Here is a 17,622-nt window from a genome sequence, read left to right as displayed (position 1 = left end):
CCTCTATTTAATAGAACTTATTTTTTCATGCACTTCTATTAATTCAACTGCTAAATCCTTCAAAACCATTGTAGTCATTAAGTGATCTTGAGCGTGAACTAAAAGCAATGAGAATTCTATTTTCTCATTTACGGCTTCTCCCTGAATTAAACTTGTTTGAGAATTATGTGCATATCCTAATTCCTCATCAGCTTTTATTATTAACCCTTTTGCTTTATCAAAATTTCCTTGTTTAGCTAAAGTAATTGCTTCCATAGAAAAAGTTCGCGCTTCCCCGCTGTGCATTATTATATTTAATATTATTTCCTCCATATATTTATCCCCTTCTCCATTTAGATATCAAAAAACTATTAAATTAAGATATCTTACCCTTATAATCTTTAATTTTACTACTTTTCCTTAAAGTTTTAAAGAATATTATTTTGATGCAATAAAAACTAGAATTGATAATATTATATTTATCAATTCTAGTTTTAATAATCAAATATATTCAATTTCCATCTAGAAAAATTTTAATTAGATTTTTCTTCTAATACAACTGATAAATCAACAGTTTTCTTATCTCTAATTACCTCTATCTTCATAGTATCTCCAGCATTCTTACTTTCCTTTATTGCCTTAAGTTCATCGAATTTCTTAGCTTCTTTTCCGTCACATTTAACAATTATATCTCCAATCTTAAGACCACCTTTTTCAGCCGGTGAATACTCTTCAACAGAAGATACATATATTCCTTCTACCAAATCGTATTTCTTAGCAGTAGCGCTGTCAATTTCTCTTATTTGGATTCCTAGATTTAATATAGGTTTTGATAAAGCATCTATCTTATTTTTAACTTCATTTATAGGTATTGCAAACCCTATACCTTCAACTGGTGTTGATGATCCCGATGCATCAGAACCTATCTTCATAGAATTTATTCCTATAACTTGCCCTTTAGCATTCACTAATGGACCTCCACTATTTCCAGGATTAATAGCTGCATCTGTTTGAATGAAATCTACACTTTTTCCACTATCATCTATTGTTCTATTGCTTCCACTTATAACTCCCTTTGTAAGTGTCTGAGCAAAATTCTTTGAAAGAGGTGTTCCAATTGCTATAACCTCAGCTCCTGGATATACTTCATCAGAGTCTCCAAGTTCTGCAACAGCAGGAACTTTAGTTCCGTCTTTTAACTTAAGCATTGCAACATCTCTATCTTGATCGTAATTTACTACTGTTGCACTTACCTCAGTATTATTACTTAAAGTTACTGTAATTTCTTTAGCATTTGCAATTACGTGATAGTTAGTTAGTATATATCCTTCTTCATTTATAATGAATCCTGATCCCATCCCCTCAACTTCGCCGTTCATAAATCCACTGTTAGATGAACCTTTAGTGGAAACAATGACAACTGCTGGTGCAACTTTATTAAATGCATCTGCCGCTGACATTGCATCAGGAGTGCTTGATGTGAATGATTGCGGAATATAACTTGTTATTTGTTTAGTTGCAGCAACATTATTAGTTTTCATGAATGAATAAGTAGCAGCACTTCCAATTGCCCCTCCTACCATTGTAAGAACTAAAATTCCTGCAATCCTTCCTAGCATGCGCAGACCTCTTCTTTTCTTTCTCTTCGGCTCTACATAATTATTACTATTTTGAAAACAATTTTCCCATGCAACTTGCTGACCTTTATCTACTGGTAATGATTCTACATCAATAAATTTTTCATTATTATCATTATTATTCATGTATTTTTCCTCCTATATATCAATTCTCAACTTATATGACTAGTAATTAAACTATACAAATTTGTTCGCATAAAGTATATTAGCATACTTTAAATATCTACTAGTATTATCTTTATAATGTTAGTATAGATTTATTATGTGTCAAACAAATGACAAGAATATATAATTTGATATAATTTTTTATGAATTTTAGCCCAATAGAAGCTTTATTTCTTAATTATTCAATAATACTTAATATTTAAGAAAATATACATATTTATTAGCATCAAGATTTTTTAGCTACCTTCTTAGCATCTTTTAAAACACTATTAACGCCGGTAACTACTGAGTTAGGATCTAATACAGACATTGGAGATCCCTCTATTTCCTCTTTATATATAGTTGTTACTGTTGCATTACCAATCTTTTTAACAGGATCAGCTTCATTATTAGTTATTAAATATAATGGCTTATTTCCTAGTAGTTCATTGGTTTGACTATTCGAAATGCCTTTATATAAGTTTTCTAGCTCGTTTGAAACTGCCTGTTTATAATTTTTCTTATTTTCAAAGCTCTGAAATTCATCTAATTCATTCTGATTTAAATACTTCTTAAAAGTATCATTCTCCATAGTTAGCCCTGCTTTATTTAGCAATGCAGTCAAACTAAAATTTGTACCGATTTTTTCAAATATACTTCTATAATATTTGGATTTAATACTATCCTTAAATTCCTTAGTTTGCATATTTTCCTCTGATATTGGGTTAATTAACACAACTCCTGCTACTGAATCCGAATATAAATTGGCAAAATTACTAAGAACTAGGCTACCGTACTCCTCTCCAACTAAAACGTATGGCTCTGGTGCTCCAGCTTTTCTAAGCAGTGCTTTCAAATCCTTCGCTTGCTCTTCTGGTGTTCTATTGTCTCCACCATCATTAAATCCATATCCTTCTCTATTATATGTAAAGGTAGATATCTTCTTTTCCTCTAATGACTTACAAACATCATCCCACTCATACATTGTAGTTCCGATTGATCCATCAAATACTACAGTATAATCTCCACCAGTCTTAAGTTTATACTCCATTTTTCGTCCATCTATTCTGACGTACTTAAATCTAGATTTTAATCTTGTATTATCTACAAAGTCATTTAAAATTTGCACTAAAAAACCAAAGATAAATAATCCCACAAAAAAGATAACACATTTTTTTAAAATGCTCCTTTTGCTGGTTTTATCTTTCTCAACCTTATGTACTCCATTAGAATGTGATAACAGCTTCATACCTAGACTCTACCTCTCCCCTAGTTTTAAGTTAGGTTTTGCATTTATATTTAAATCTGATACTGCTCCCTCTTGATAGTTGAAATATGCTGCACTTCCTACCATTGCTGCATTATCTGTACACAATATAGGTGATGGAAATAGAATTTCAATCCCTTTTTTTCTACCTTCCTCTAGCAAAGTTTCTCTTAAACAAGAATTCGATGCAACACCACCTGCTACTGCAATCTTTTTTATTCCTTTTCTTTCACAAGTTAAGAATAAATTCGTCTTTAATACATCTATTATCGCATTTTGAAATGACGCTGCAATATCAGCTTTATTTACCTCTTCTTCTTTCATTTTTGCTTTATTTAAATAATTCAACACAGCTGATTTAACTCCACTAAAAGAAAAATCTAATGTATCATCTTGAAACTTAGCTCTTGGAAATTCTATTGCATCCTTATTTCCTTGCTTCGCTAGCTTATCTATTTTGGGTCCGCCCGGATATCCAAGTTCTAATGCTCTTGCCACCTTATCATAAGCTTCTCCTGCCGCATCATCTCTTGTTTGGCCAATAACCTCAAAATCCCTATATCCTTTTACATGCACAATAAAAGTATGTCCTCCTGAAACCACTAGTGAGACAAAAGGTGGCTTTAAATCTTTATGCTCAATAAAATTAGCACTAATATGTCCTTGTATATGATTAACCCCAATTAAAGGCTTTTTAGAACCTAATGCCAATCCTTTTGCATATTGAAGCCCAACCAAAAGTGCCCCAACAAGTCCTGGTCCATACGTAACTCCTATTGCGTCAACATCGTCTATTGAAATTCCTGCTTCTAATAATGCGGCTTTTACAACACTATCTACTGCCTCAATATGCATTCTCGACGCAACTTCTGGAACCACTCCTCCAAATTTTTTATGAGTATCAATTTGTGAAGCAATTATATTTGATAAAACTTCTCTACCATTCACAACAACTGCAGCAGCAGTTTCATCACAACTTGATTCTATTGCTAAAATTATTTTTTTATCCATATCTAATACCTCTTTTTATTACAATTCAAATAAAATTATTTATTCTTATCTATCTAAATAAGCTGATTAAGCCTATTTATAACTTAATTTTAACTAATCTAACAAGAAAAAACTTTGATATATTAGTTAAAATTAAGAACTAAATAAATTAAATACTTACTATAGCATTATTTAATTTATCTAAATCTATTTTATCTTAAAAAAAAGATAAAATCTCGTATTTATATATTGTTTAATATCTTCTTAATATTTATGAAATCATATCTTTTTAATGCACAAACTATTCTATATTTTAATTACTAAAATATTATACTTTATCTATACAATATTATCAAAGTTCAATTTTTCTAGGTATACAAATGCACTTAACATATATCTTATTCTCACAATTTCATTGTAATATTAACTTGTTGTATAAAAGGTACATATGATGTATATTTGAGATAACAAATATACTTTCACGAGGAGAATTTAAATGTCTAACTATGCTAAAGTTATAATTAAAGGATCACCTATTACAAAATCCAATTTTAAGTTACACAATCTAAATGGACGTGCAATCCTACCACATAGCTCTGGAAAATATCATGATAGGTATGCTCTATACGAACAGGAAATAGCACTTCTTGCAAGAAATCAAAATCCTGATATTGTTTTTTCTGAAAGTCTAATAGCTTTACTAAGAGTATATTATAAAAGTGAAAAGCGTCATCCAGATACCATTAATATTACAAAAAGTATATTTGATGGCATTGAAAAAAGTGGATTAATTATAAATGATGCTCAGATAACCAAAATCTTTACAGAAGAATATTATGATAAAGAGAATCCAAGATTTGAACTAGAACTCTTTGCTGAAAGTGAATATGATTTTAGCTATAAAGTTGTCAAAAGAACTACTTCCTTAAAACCTAAATTATATTCTCCAATAAGAAAAAATATACTATCTGATAAAACTAGTAGTTCTGCAACTGATTATCAAAAAGATAAACTTGATTGCAATGCTGAAAATAAATGTGATAAAAAATCAAAAAAAACCTCATCTAACTCATTAATGTCTAGCGAAATGATTATATGTAGTATCTGCAATAAAGCCATTATTTCAGATGATTATGTAAAAGCCGATTCAGGAAAAACATTAATATGTAAAAAGTGCTTTAACAAACTATTCTAATTACATAAAAGGAGTCTATATATGAATAATAAGCTTGATATCATTTTCTTTGGAGACAGCCTAACTTTAGGATATGGGGTAACTAAACAAAATTCTTGGGTTTACAAACTTACGCAAGAACGCTCCCTTTCATCATTAAATAAAGCCTGCAATGGTGATACTACCACTTCAATGCTTACTCGCTATAATGATGATGTTTTAATTTATTCTCCATCAAAAATTTTTATAATGGGAGGTAGCAATGATCTTCTTCTTGGACGCAAAATTCCTTTTATAATTAGTAATATTGAAATAATGATTAATGATGGACTAAATATAGGCTCAAAAGTGACTTTAGGAATTCCCCCTAAGATTATTGGCCAAATGGCAAATTCGCTTTTTTCTCCTTCGCATCTATATTCTTATGCAGAAAAAGAACTTCCATATTTAAAGGATGAACTCATTAATTTATCTAATAAATACAATCTTCAATTTATCAATTTCTACGATTTGACATTTAATAGGGATGATATTTATTTAGATGGAATTCACATGAATTCACTTGGCCATCACCTAATGTATGAAAATGCTCTCCATTATTTTTAAACCATATTATTCTGTGAATTAATTAGCAGTAATTTTAGCTTTTATTATATTACTGCTAATATATTTCTATCTAACTTCTACATGCTTTTCTTTACAAATCTAGCCGCAATAATTCCACATTGTATACCATCAGTTTCTTCCATCCAAAACGCTTTTTCTCCGTATATAACATTTCCACAAGCAAAAAAACCTTCTAAAGATGTTGCAAAGTCTACTACTTCAAATCCAGATGTCTTAGAATTTATATCAAAGCTTGTTTTTTTAATTACGGTTGTTTCTGGCAAGAAATTAACTGATAATAGAAGCGAATCACATTCTTTTTCTATTGTTTCTTCATTCTCTAAATTAACTATTTTCAGCTTCTCAATTCGCGTTTTTCCTTCAATTTCTGTTACTCTAGAATTCTCTATTACCGGTATATCAAAGCCATCAATAATATCTCGTATTTCCGAATTAGCCATTTCTTCAAATGTATTCTCAATGACAACCGCTTCTATATTTCCACCTTCTACTATAAGCCTTCTTGCAACTATGAATCCCCATTTATTTTTCGCTATAATCACAGTCCTTCTTCCTGGTAGATATCCATCTAAATTAATTATTCTATGAGCCTCTCCTACAGTGAATATTCCTGTAAGTCCATTTGTAGGAATTATAACATTTCCTGAATATGTTTCTTTTGCTCCCATAGCAAATATTATTGCTTGAGCGGTTAAATCTTTAATACCATCTCTAGAATTTACATATGTAACTTTTTTTCTTTCAGTCACTTCTAAAACTGTAGTATCTAAAAGTATTTCTATTTCAAATTCTCCTAACTGCCTCTCTATAAAATCAATATACTCAGGACCGGTCACTGGCTCATCTAGAAAGTTTTTTCCAAAGCCATTATGAATATATTGATTAATTATTCCTCCGACGTTAGACTCTTTTTCAATAATTAGTATTTTTCTTATTCCCTCTCTTGCAGCTCCAAGTGCAGCTGTCATTCCAGCTATTCCTGCTCCAATAATAATTAATTCATAATCTGGCATTATAATATCCTCCACTATTAATTCCTAAAGCTTTATTAATTTTTTTGCTTTCTTCATTGCAACTACCATATCATACATGCTTGCTATTTCTCCAAAAGTTATTTGTTCTGTTAATTTATAATAGTCTAAGGATGTATCACTTATTAAAAGTTTAACGCCCTTTTTATATAACATTCGTATATCTTCTATAGCCTTAGAATCCCATTTAAACAACTTAACCCCTGAATTTAAGAATAAAATTTCTTTTGGAAGTTTATCATACTCATTCAATGCTTCGAAATATTCACTCATTAGAGTTATTCCCAAATCATCATTTCCCTCACCAATTTTATCTCTTGTTATTAATATAGAAAAAATTTCTTCCTCATCTTCTGATTCTAAGCATCCTCTCTTTTCCATCTTTATTAAAAATCTATTTTTTTCATCCTCTATATCTACTTTATATCCTTTATGTGCTGCATACCTTATAACATTGGACCGCCCTAATTCATTGTTTACTACTACAACAGCTTCTCCTTCTCCAATTGAATTAAAATACTTCTTAACTTCTCTTATTATTTGTAGATACGATAATCCTCTGCAATCTATTTCTTTCATATGTTTGACCCCTTTATAATTATTTTAATCTATAATTAATATATCAAATTTTTCAATCGATTTCTTAACTAATATATAACTTAATTTAAAAATATATTAAATTAAGTTATTATAAGTCTATTATATAAGTTTTCCCACATTAATAGTATACCATGCTAATTTTTATATATAGTTTTTTATTCACAAATTATTTACCTTTTAATTACTAATATATCATTAATTTATATTTGTTTAATCCATAAATTTATGTATACTATAATGTAGTGATATATTGAATTGAGGTGAAATCATGAGTTCTTCTAACTCATATGTTGTTAATTTTTTAAAAAATAGCTTAAAGAATAATATAAAAAAAGATAAGGTTATAAGATTAATTTTCTTTCTAGTAGCTTTTGTCTCTATAGTATTAAAAGGGATTATATTTCAAGGATTTGTTACAAGCAAAGATCCATATACATTTAGCTTTTCTACTGGCTATGAATCTGCTAGTTCTTTCTTAAATTATTATATGGCCTTTACTTTAATATTCTTAAGTTTCTCATTACTATTTAAAGGTAAAGGTAGAATAATCTATACTCTCGTAATCGATTTTCTTTTAACGCTGTTAATATTAATTGATGTCTGGTATTTTAGAGGTTTTTTAACTGTTCCATCTGCATTAATATTAACTCAAACTGCTAATTTAGATAATATGTCTGGAAGTATATTATCTATGACTAGCAATTTAGATTTTATATTTGCATTTGATTTTATAATACTAGGCATATATGCTTACATAACTAGAAAATCATTTACTCAAGTACATAAACGAGCATTTAAAACATTCTTTTGTACTTTTGTATTGCCAATATTATTTATAATTTACGTACCTATAAGTATAACTGTATTCAATAATACAGATGTTCATAATGCTTACTTATTCAGTAATTATGATAAGTCAAATACTGCTAAATATTTTTCTCCTATTGGGTATCATATTATGGACTGTTATACAGTTTATAAAGATTCTAAACCATATAAATTAACAGATCAAGATAAGGCTGATATAAATGAGTTATTTGAAATAAAAAAAGAGAACCTTCCAGATAACGAATACCTTGGAATGGCAAAAGGAAAAAATTTGATTTATATTCAAGTTGAATCTTTAGAAAACTTTGTTATTGGAAAAACAATTAATGGAAAAGAAATAACACCTAATTTGAATAAATTAGTACAAAAATCATTGTACTTCCCTAATACATTTGAGCAAGTAAACGAAGGGACAAGCTCCGATGCTGATTTAATGGTTAATACTTCAATGTTGCCTTTAAGACAAGGAAGTACATTCTTTAGATATCCAAATACTAATTATAATTCATTACCAAATTTATTAGAAGGTGAAGGCTATGCTACTTCTGCTATTCATCCTGACAAAGGTTCTTTTTGGAATTATAAAAATGGATTACTTGGAATAGGTTTTGATAAATTTACTGATTACTACTCATTTAATGTTGATGAACAAATTGGCCTTGGTATAAGTGACAAAAGATACTTCGAGCAAGTTGTTCCTATGTTAAAAGAATTAAAGCAGCCATTCTACGCTGAAACTGTAACATTGACAAGCCATGGTCCATTTGATCTTCCTGAAAAGTATAGAGAACTTGGACTTGATCCTGAATTAAATGAAAGTAAACTTGGTGGATATTTTGAAAGTCTTCACTATACAGATAAACAAATAGGCTATTTTATTGATCAATTAGATAAAGAGGGATTACTAAAAAATAGCATTATAGCAATAATGGGTGACCATACAGGAATTCATAAATATTATGATGATAGCATTGGACAGCTATCTCATAAAGAAGATTGGTATCTAAATACAGGAAATCCGACTGTTCCATTTATTATCTATAATCCATCTACAAATGAAGGAAAAACATTTGATAAAATGTACAATGGCGAGATTGATGTAATGCCAACACTCTTATATTTACTTGGAGTCGATAAAGATAAGTACGAGAACACTGCTTTAGGTAGAAACTTATTAAATACAAATAAATCTTTTGCAGTAATAACTAATGGAACACTTAAAGGCGGGGAAAACTTAACAGATAAAGAAAAAGATATTTATAAAAAATCATTAGATCTTTCGGATAAAATGATACGTGCAAATTATGCTCACAATTCTAATTAGATAATTATATTTTAACTATAGTAAAGAGATGATCAAATAAAATTTGACCATCTCTTTTACTTTTTCTTAATCTTTTTTATCTCTTCTTTTAATCTATCTAGTGAATGTTGATACTTCAAAGACTTTATATTTGGAAATGCTTTAATTATTCGTTTATTCACAGCCTTATTGTTTAAAACCAAATTTTCTAATTTAACTTTTAGCTTGCTAATTTGTTCTTTCGCATGAATAACTTTTTCACTTTCCTGTTCTATCAAGCCATCAAATCTGCTTAAATTTTGCTGTAGAACCACTTTATAGCTTTCAGTTTTTTCTTTTATCTCATCAAATAAAGCGCTCATTTCTTTAAGTTTTCCACCTAATTTCAAAACTTTAACTGTTGTAATTATCCCATCTGTTAATAAATATAAGATTGAAATATTACAAATCCACATAGAAACCTTTAATGATATGTGACTAACTAAGTCTATTATAATTGGATTAATAACTTTTATTGTGACTAGAGATAAAAGGCCAAATAACACTGAATTTAATAGACATACTCTGCCCTTTATATTAAATTTATAGCCTGAATAATCCCACCATTTAAGATTAAATATTGTTTCTAGCAAAAAACCTGTTAAATACTCTAATGTGCTTGTAAAAATCATTGCACTTAAGAATAAAATTACAATATTATCTGAAAATGGAGCCAGTAATATAATTACTATAAGTGCACCTGATCCATAAATAGGGCAAAATGGTCCTTTTAAAAAACCTCTATTTACATACTCCCTATCGATTATAGAGCAATATATAGTTTCACATATCCATCCGAGAAAGCTATAAATTATAAAAGAAAAAAGATACATATAGATTACATTCATAACTATTTAACCTACCTTAGCATATCTATCAAATTAATAACAAAATTATTTTCCAGCTATTGAAAGTTCTTTCACAACAACTGACGGACATCCTATGCTACTCATCGGGAACTTTAAGTCGCTTCCTACTTCCTCTATATCTTTCAATAATGTAAAGAAATTTCCTGCGACTGTAATTTGTTCTACCGGAAAACTCTTCTTTCCATTTTCAATCATAAATCCTTTAGCTGCTAAAGAAAAATCTCCAGTTACAGCACTAGCTCCAGAGTGAAGACCTGCAAAATCTGTAATTATTACGCCTTCTTTAACTTCATTGCAAAGTTCTTCAAAAGATTTATCACCTGGATTTATATAAAAATTTGTAGCACTAACGCCTACTATTGATGCATAAGAAGACTTGAATCCATTTCCTGTAGATTTAATTCCTGCTTTATGCGCAGTTTTTAGATTATATAATAATGTATTCAATTTTCCTTTAGATATTATCTCTTTTTTGATAGTTGCTACTCCTTCATCATCAAATGAAGTTGTTCCAAGCCCATCCTTTAAGTGAGGATCATCAATTAGAGTCACTACATCTGATGCTATAATTTCACCTTCTTTTCCTTTCAGCAAAGATAACCCTTTTTGTGCTTGCTCTGCATTAAAAATTCCTGAAAAAGTTCCAAGCAGTGATACCATAGCCTCGTTATTTATAATTATCTTATATTTACCTGATGGAATGCTTTTCCCACCAATTCTTGAAAGCGCTTCTTCAAGACCTTGCTTAGCTAAACTTTTTGGATCTATATCATCTATCTTTTTAGCCATAACATACCCTGTTCCATCATACTTTTCACTATTATCTTGTATTATTGGAACGACATATGCACTTAGATTATTTCTTTCATTTTTCAAATTAAGTCCCTTTGAATTTATTATTCCATAAGTAGCTTTACCATATCCAATTCCACAACCTTGGAAACTTGCAACTTTATCACATTGTTTTTTACATTCCTTCTCCATTTCTAAAGAAAGAGCTATAAGCTCATCAGGCTTAATATTATCCAAATCTTTTTTGTAACAGTCTAATTCTTTATATTTCTTATCCCCTTCATATATAAACTGTTCATCATCATTTTCTATAGCAAATGCCGCTTCCTTTGCATTTCTTATAAGAGTTTTTATTGCTTCTTCATCTAATATTTCAGTATATGAATATCCCATTTTGTTATTGATTTTTCCTCTAAACGAAAGACCAAAGGCATTATTTAGTTTATATTTTTCAACTTCGCCTTCATAAATACTTAAACTTAAACTTTCAGCATCAGAATAATATATTTCAAACTCTTCAAAGCCTGAATTCTTAGCTTCTTTAAATAATTCTTCTTTAAATAATTCAAAATCCATATTTATCTACCTCCAACAGTCATTTTCTTCACTCTAATCATAGGCTGACCTACATTGGTAGGAATACTTCCTGATGATGAGCCACACATACCTTGAGCTACATCTAAATTATTTCCGACCATATCTATATCCATAAGTACTTCACTACCTTTACCAATAAGACTTGCTCCTCTTACTGGCTCCTGAATCACACCATTTTTAACTAAGTACCCTTCTTGAACTGCAAAATTAAACTCACCAGTTACAGGATTAACCGATCCGCCTCCTAGCTTCTTTGCATATAATCCTTCTTCTATAGATTTAATGATATCATCCGGATTATCATTTCCAGCTGCTATATAGGTATTAGTCATTCTTGAAGTTGGTTGGAACTTGTAACTTTGTCTTCTTGAACTTCCTGTAGCCTCCATATTCATACGTCTTCCATTTAACTTATCAATCATATAGCCTTTTAAAACACCATTTTCAATTAAAATATTTTTTTGTGTCTTATTACCCTCATCATCTATATTTAGTGATCCCCAAGCATTAGGTACAGTTCCATCATCTATAGCTGTTACTTTTGTTGATGCAATTTTCTCACCTAATTTATTAGCAAAAACTGAATTTCCTTTAGCTACAGCACTGGCTTCTAAAGAGTGTCCGCAAGCTTCATGGAATATAACACCCCCAAACCCATTATCTATAGCAACAGTCATATTACCTGCTGGGCAGTTCTTTGCATAAAGCATTGTATGAGCTATTCTCGCTGCTTCCTTTCCGTGATATTCTGGATCAACGCTATCAAACATTTCAATTCCCATATGTCTTCCAGGTCCTTCAAATCCAGTTTGGTTTTCACTTCCTTTTGATGCTATTGCACTTATGCCTAACCTTGTTCTTATTCTTGTATCTTGAACATATAAACCTTCAGTATTTGCAATTAAAATATTTTGCTCTTTATCTGCATAACTTGTAATAACTTGAGAAATATCACTATTATAATTCTTTGCTGCATTATAAGAACTTTTTAAAATTGCTATTTTTCTATCGTATGCAACATCCTTAGGATAATACAATATTGGATGTATTGTAGATATACTCTTCTCAGTTAATACTATTGAATTTATTTCACTTTTATTTGCATCACCTAAAGCTAAAGCTGCTCTATAAGCAGTATCTAAAAGACCGCCTAAACTATTATTATTTGTATAAGCATATACACTGTTCAATCCCTTGAATATTCTTATTCCTATACCATAACTTCTTCCACCTATGGCATCATCTACTTTGCCGTCAATTAATGCTATAGAATTATTAATTGAATTTTCTTCAAATATCTCAGCAAAATCGCCACCAGTTACTAAGCACTTTGCTAATACCTCTGCTACAATATTTTTTGATAACATCTTATTCCTCCTTATTTCTAATATAAAGATAATTTTCAGTAATATTATAATTATATACATTCTATTATTAAGATTATTGTTATAAATTATAACCTTAGTGCTTCCATGTATGCAAATCTAATTATATATTAATAGTTTATCATTAATTATTTCTATTTCAATTAATTGATAAAAATAATATTTGTACCAATTATATAAAAAAAACTATGCGATTTTCATTTATTTTAATTTATGTAACCAAAGTTTAGCTACATAAATTAAAATAAATGAAAATCAACATAGTCATATTAGGCTATTTCATAATTTTAAATTCATATCCTTGTTGTTTTAGATATTTGATTATTTCTGGTAATGCTTTTGCAGTTTCCTCTTTTCCATAAGTATCATGCATTAATATTATTGCTTTTTCTCTTCCTGATACAGTTTTTATAACTTCCTGTTTTAACTGCTCTGCATTTTTATGTGCCCCTTCTGCATCTTGAGACAATGAATTCCAATCTATTTGATGGTAGTCTTTTTCATGAAGAGCCTTATCCATTGCATCAGCTCCCGATGGGTCCTTCTTATCCCATGTCATTTGACCTCCTGGGAATCTAACAGCTCGTGTTGAAAAATCCTGTCCTAAAATATTTTTCAAAGATTGATTGGTTTTTTCAAAATCAGACATACAATTTTCTAAATTTATTTTTCCATTTGGATATAAATATCCATAATTATGTGAATAAGTATGATTACCTATTGCATTTCCTTCTGCAAGTTCTCTTTTAACTATATTTTTATTAGTTTCACTTTCATCTATTGCTTTTCCCACAAGAAAAAAAGTAGCATGAACATTCTCTGCTTTAAGAGTATCCAAAACTTTTGGAGTCACAGTTTCTGACGGACCATCGTCAAATGTTAAGTAAACAACTTTCTTTCCATCAGCTCCATCAGGCATTTGCCCCTTCATCTGCTGATTTAAATATTTCTCTATAAAAGCAACATCCTCTACTTCTGAGCTTCTCGCTGAATTATATACGTCACTATCTGTCTGATTTTTATCTCCTTCAGAATATGGATTTCCATTTGCATTAAGAGCTTCTGCTGTTTGCTTATTCGTAACAGATTTTTGCACTGCAATAGCGATTCCTATAATTATAGCTACAGCTATTATCGTAAGTAAGATAGCGAACTTTCTCTTTTTTATACCATCGAAACTTTCTTCACCAACTTCATCAATCTCAAATGGCCTTATATTATCACTAATATCACTAATATCACTAATATCACTAATATCACTAATATCATTAATTTCAGAATTATCTTCATTGTGTTTAGAATTATCATCTATCTCACTATTTTCACCATTTTTAACAACTTCATAAGTCTCACCAGCTTCTTTTACTTCAGCAATCTTACTGGTTTCATTACTATAATTCTTACTATTATTAATGTCATCGCTCATATTATAATACCTCTTATATTTCAATAGATTTTATTATTAATTATTCTGTAGTATCTAATTTAGTTATTAATAACTTTCACATCCATATATAGTATAAGTTTTTACTCTATTTTATACAATAAAAAAAAGCCGATTTCTCGACTAAAAATTCTTTTATTATAAATATGGCTCCGCGAAGAGGACTCGAACCTCCAACCTATCGGTTAACAGCCGAGTGCTCCACCATTGAGCTATCGCGGACCGTCATTTGAAAGAATATAATGTTCTTTCAAAATTGCATATAATTTTAATGTATATTACAACTTGACTATATTGGTCAAGCCCTCGACCTATTAGTATCAGTCAGCTAAATACGTTGCCGCACTTACACCTCTGACCTATCAACCTTGTAGTCTTCAAGGGGTCTTACTAGCTTATGCTATGGGAAATCTCATCTTGAGGTGGGCTTCACACTTAGATGCTTTCAGCGTTTATCCCTTCCCGACTTAGCTACCCAGCTATGCTTCTGGCGAAACAACTGGTACACCATAGGTCAGTCCATCCCGGTCCTCTCGTACTAAGGACAGCTCCTCTCAAATTTCCTACGCCCGCGACGGATAGGGACCGAACTGTCTCACGACGTTCTGAACCCAGCTCGCGTGCCGCTTTAATGGGCGAACAGCCCAACCCTTGGGACCTACTTCAGCCCCAGGATGCGACGAGCCGACATCGAGGTGCCAAACCTCCCCGTCGATGTGAACTCTTGGGGGAGATCAGCCTGTTATCCCCGAGGTAGCTTTTATCCGTTGAGCGATGGCCCTCCCACGAGGTACCACCGGATCACTAAGCCCGACTTTCGTCCCTGCTCCACTTGTAGGTGTCGCAGTCAGGCTCCCTTCTGCCTTTACACTCTTCGAACGATTTCCGACCGTTCTGAGGGAACCTTTGGGCGCCTCCGTTACATTTTAGGAGGCGACCGCCCCAGTCAAACTGCCCACCTAACAATGTCCTGTCACCAGTTTCATGGCATCCAGTTAGAACTTCAATACTATCAGGGTGGTATCCCAACAACGACTCCACCAAGGCTGACGCCCTAGTTTCCCAGTCTCCCACCTATCCTGTACAGACAATACCGAAATTCAATGCTAAGCTACAGTAAAGCTCTACGGGGTCTTTCCGTCCAATCGCGGGTAGCGAGCATCTTCACTCGCACTACAACTTCGCCGGATTTGCAGTTGAGACAGTGCACAAGTCATTACGCCATTCGTGCGGGTCAGAACTTACCTGACAAGGAATTTCGCTACCTTAGGACCGTTATAGTTACGGCCGCCGTTTACTGGGGCTTAAGTTCACACCTTCGCGATATTTCGCTAAGTGTTCCCCTTAACCTTCCAGCACCGGGCAGGCGTCAGCCCCTATACATCAGCTTTCGCTTTAGCAGAGACCTGTGTTTTTGTTAAACAGTTGCTTGTGCCTATTCTCTGCGGCCTGATTTCTCAGGCACCCCTTCTCCCGAAGTTACGGGGTCAATTTGCCTAGTTCCTTAACTGCAATTCTTCCGTCGGCCTTAGGATTCTCTCCTCATCTACCTGTGTCGGTTTGCGGTACGGGCACTACTTCTCTCTCTAGATGCTTTTCTTGGAAGCATGGAATCAGATACTTCGGTTCCGTAGAACCTTCCCCATCACGCCTCAGAATTGTTGGAACGGATTTGCCAATCCCAACTCCCTAAACGCTTAGACTAGCATCCAATAGCTAGCACATCCTATCCTTCTCCGTCACACCATCGATAATAACGATTATAGTGGTATTGGAATATCAACCAATTGTCCATCGACTACGCCTTTCGGCCTCGCCTTAGGTCCCGACTAACCCTGAGAAGACAAACTTTACTCAGGAAACCTTAGATATTCGGCCTGTAGGATTCTCGCCTACATCTCGCTACTAATGCCAACATTCTCACTCGTAATCAGTCCACCGCTCCTTACGGTACGACTTCAGCCCGATTACGACGCTCCTCTACCGCTCACGTAAAACGTGAACCCGTAGCTTCGGTGGTAAGTTTGAGCCCCGGACATTTTCGGCGCAGGATCTCTTGACTAGTGAGCTATTACGCACTCTTTTAATGAGTGGCTGCTTCTAAGCCAACATCCTAGTTGTCTTAGAAATCCCACATCCTTTTCCACTTAACTTACACTTTGGGACCTTAGCTGACGATCTGGGCTGTTTCCCTTTTGACCATGGAACTTATCTTTCATAGTCTGACTGCCGGACTGATAGTATGTGGCATTCGGAGTTTGATAAGGTTCGGTAAGCGCTATGCCCCCTAGCCTATTCAGTGCTCTACCTCCACTACTCACATTTTCCGACGCTAGCCCTAAAGCTATTTCGAGGAGAACCAGCTATATCCGAGTTCGATTGGAATTTCTCCGCTATCCACAGCTCATCCCATGCTTTTTCAACAGCAACGTGGTTCGGTCCTCCACGAGGTTTTACCCTCGCTTCAACCTGGCCATGGATAGGTCACCCGGTTTCGGGTCTACAGCATGCAACTAGTCGCCCTATTAAGACTCGGTTTCCCTTCGGCTCCGTACCTTAAGTACTTAACCTCGCTACATACCGTAACTCGTTGGCTCGTTCTACAAAAAGCACATCATCACACACATAAGGTGCTCTGATCGGTTGTAGGCACATGGTTTCAGGTTCTATTTCACTCCCCTCCCGGGGTTCTTTTCACCTTTCCCTCACGGTACTGCTTCACTATCGGTCATCAGGTAGTATTTAGCCTTGGGAGGTGGTCCTCCCTGCTTCCCACAAGGTTTCACGTGTCTCGTGGTACTCTGGTGCAGAACTGATTATCATAGTTTTCACTTACGGGACTATTACCCACTGTGGTCCAACTTTCCAGTTGTGTTCAATTAACTATGATTTCTCGTTATGTTCTGTCCGCAACCC

At 32.7% G+C, this 17,622-nt stretch carries 13 protein-coding genes, 1 tRNA gene and 1 rRNA gene (1 of these 15 running past the window's edge); 3 read left to right on the top strand and 12 right to left on the bottom strand.

Annotated elements, in window-relative coordinates:
* Positions 1-3 precede the first annotated feature (3 nt).
* The 4 genes from PZA12_RS02290 to tsaD all read right to left on the bottom strand — a co-directional run bounded on the left by PZA12_RS02290 (position 4) and on the right by tsaD (position 4,038).
* The gene (locus PZA12_RS02290) at positions 4-312 is read right to left on the bottom strand and encodes a PTS lactose/cellobiose transporter subunit IIA (RefSeq protein ID WP_011967729.1); all 309 of its coding nucleotides are present in this window, start codon (positions 310-312) and stop codon (positions 4-6) included.
* Positions 313-512: 200 nt separating this feature from the next.
* The gene (locus tag PZA12_RS02285; protein WP_077842731.1) at positions 513-1,742 is read right to left on the bottom strand and encodes a S1C family serine protease; all 1,230 of its coding nucleotides are present in this window, start codon (positions 1,740-1,742) and stop codon (positions 513-515) included.
* A gap of 265 nt (positions 1,743-2,007) precedes the next feature.
* Complete coding sequence (locus tag PZA12_RS02280) at positions 2,008-3,009, bottom strand: alpha/beta fold hydrolase (protein ID WP_077842732.1); 1,002 nt, start codon at positions 3,007-3,009, stop codon at positions 2,008-2,010.
* Between the two features lie 9 nt (positions 3,010-3,018).
* Positions 3,019-4,038 (bottom strand): tRNA (adenosine(37)-N6)-threonylcarbamoyltransferase complex transferase subunit TsaD, encoded by a 1,020-nt coding sequence (tsaD, locus tag PZA12_RS02275; RefSeq protein WP_078115780.1) that lies wholly within the window; start codon positions 4,036-4,038, stop codon positions 3,019-3,021.
* Between the two features lie 475 nt (positions 4,039-4,513).
* Between tsaD and PZA12_RS02270 the strand changes: the two genes are divergently transcribed.
* Both PZA12_RS02270 and PZA12_RS02265 read left to right on the top strand, forming a co-directional pair.
* Entirely contained in the window at positions 4,514-5,212 is a 699-nt protein-coding gene (locus PZA12_RS02270) for a RusA family crossover junction endodeoxyribonuclease (protein WP_078115779.1), read from the top strand.
* A gap of 21 nt (positions 5,213-5,233) precedes the next feature.
* A complete protein-coding gene (locus tag PZA12_RS02265) occupies positions 5,234-5,797 on the top strand; it encodes a GDSL-type esterase/lipase family protein (protein ID WP_077838020.1) in 564 nt (187 codons plus the stop codon).
* 77 nt (positions 5,798-5,874) lie between these two features.
* On the opposite strand, the gene PZA12_RS02260 is transcribed toward PZA12_RS02265, so the two are convergent.
* Positions 5,875-6,831, bottom strand: a complete 957-nt coding sequence (locus PZA12_RS02260; protein ID WP_103698772.1) for an NAD(P)/FAD-dependent oxidoreductase — start codon at positions 6,829-6,831, stop codon at positions 5,875-5,877.
* A gap of 24 nt (positions 6,832-6,855) precedes the next feature.
* Positions 6,856-7,428: a sulfurtransferase-like selenium metabolism protein YedF gene (yedF, locus tag PZA12_RS02255; RefSeq protein ID WP_103698771.1), complete on the bottom strand. Its 573-nt coding sequence runs from the start codon at positions 7,426-7,428 to the stop codon at positions 6,856-6,858.
* A 289-nt stretch (positions 7,429-7,717) separates the two neighbouring features.
* Here yedF and PZA12_RS02250 point away from each other — a divergent pair, with 289 nt between their 5' ends.
* A complete protein-coding gene (locus PZA12_RS02250) occupies positions 7,718-9,601 on the top strand; it encodes an LTA synthase family protein (RefSeq protein WP_103698770.1) in 1,884 nt (627 codons plus the stop codon).
* 56 nt (positions 9,602-9,657) lie between these two features.
* Here PZA12_RS02250 and PZA12_RS02245 read toward each other — a convergent pair whose 3' ends face one another.
* The 6 genes from PZA12_RS02245 to PZA12_RS02220 all read right to left on the bottom strand — a co-directional run.
* A complete protein-coding gene (locus tag PZA12_RS02245) occupies positions 9,658-10,467 on the bottom strand; it encodes a putative ABC transporter permease (protein WP_078115776.1) in 810 nt (269 codons plus the stop codon).
* Between the two features lie 45 nt (positions 10,468-10,512).
* Positions 10,513-11,856, bottom strand: coding sequence for a TldD/PmbA family protein (locus tag PZA12_RS02240; protein WP_103698769.1), 1,344 nt, complete (start codon positions 11,854-11,856; stop codon positions 10,513-10,515).
* Positions 11,857-11,858: 2 nt separating this feature from the next.
* On the bottom strand, positions 11,859-13,244 hold the full coding sequence (locus tag PZA12_RS02235; RefSeq protein WP_103698768.1) for a TldD/PmbA family protein: 1,386 nt from the start codon (positions 13,242-13,244) through the stop codon (positions 11,859-11,861).
* 292 nt (positions 13,245-13,536) lie between these two features.
* The gene (locus PZA12_RS02230; RefSeq protein ID WP_192927460.1) at positions 13,537-14,688 is read right to left on the bottom strand and encodes a polysaccharide deacetylase family protein; all 1,152 of its coding nucleotides are present in this window, start codon (positions 14,686-14,688) and stop codon (positions 13,537-13,539) included.
* Positions 14,689-14,853: 165 nt separating this feature from the next.
* Positions 14,854-14,928: transfer RNA gene (locus PZA12_RS02225), tRNA-Asn, on the bottom strand.
* Between the two features lie 72 nt (positions 14,929-15,000).
* Positions 15,001-17,622, bottom strand: a 23S ribosomal RNA gene (locus PZA12_RS02220) (it continues 289 nt past the right edge of the window).

This window comes from Clostridium beijerinckii, from assembly GCF_036699995.1.
GTDB lineage: Bacteria > Bacillota > Clostridia > Clostridiales > Clostridiaceae > Clostridium > Clostridium helianthi.
Note: the sequence above shows the minus strand (reverse complement) of the source record. Positions and strands in the feature narration are given on the sequence as shown.

What these genes read in the sequence shown, in the direction of transcription:
- PZA12_RS02270 (WP_078115779.1), top strand. Translation starts at nt 4,514, where the DNA reads ATGTCTAACTATGCTAAAGTTATAATTAAAGGATCACCTATTACAAAA.
- PZA12_RS02240 (WP_103698769.1), bottom strand. Translation starts at nt 11,856, where the DNA reads ATGGATTTTGAATTATTTAAAGAAGAATTATTTAAAGAAGCTAAGAAT.
- PZA12_RS02290 (WP_011967729.1), bottom strand. Translation starts at nt 312, where the DNA reads ATGGAGGAAATAATATTAAATATAATAATGCACAGCGGGGAAGCGCGA.
- PZA12_RS02285 (WP_077842731.1), bottom strand. Translation starts at nt 1,742, where the DNA reads ATGAATAATAATGATAATAATGAAAAATTTATTGATGTAGAATCATTA.
- PZA12_RS02250 (WP_103698770.1), top strand. Translation starts at nt 7,718, where the DNA reads ATGAGTTCTTCTAACTCATATGTTGTTAATTTTTTAAAAAATAGCTTA.
- PZA12_RS02280 (WP_077842732.1), bottom strand. Translation starts at nt 3,009, where the DNA reads ATGAAGCTGTTATCACATTCTAATGGAGTACATAAGGTTGAGAAAGAT.
- PZA12_RS02235 (WP_103698768.1), bottom strand. Translation starts at nt 13,244, where the DNA reads ATGTTATCAAAAAATATTGTAGCAGAGGTATTAGCAAAGTGCTTAGTA.
- PZA12_RS02265 (WP_077838020.1), top strand. Translation starts at nt 5,234, where the DNA reads ATGAATAATAAGCTTGATATCATTTTCTTTGGAGACAGCCTAACTTTA.
- PZA12_RS02230 (WP_192927460.1), bottom strand. Translation starts at nt 14,688, where the DNA reads ATGAGCGATGACATTAATAATAGTAAGAATTATAGTAATGAAACCAGT.
- PZA12_RS02245 (WP_078115776.1), bottom strand. Translation starts at nt 10,467, where the DNA reads ATGAATGTAATCTATATGTATCTTTTTTCTTTTATAATTTATAGCTTT.
- PZA12_RS02260 (WP_103698772.1), bottom strand. Translation starts at nt 6,831, where the DNA reads ATGCCAGATTATGAATTAATTATTATTGGAGCAGGAATAGCTGGAATG.
- tsaD (WP_078115780.1), bottom strand. Translation starts at nt 4,038, where the DNA reads ATGGATAAAAAAATAATTTTAGCAATAGAATCAAGTTGTGATGAAACT.
- yedF (WP_103698771.1), bottom strand. Translation starts at nt 7,428, where the DNA reads ATGAAAGAAATAGATTGCAGAGGATTATCGTATCTACAAATAATAAGA.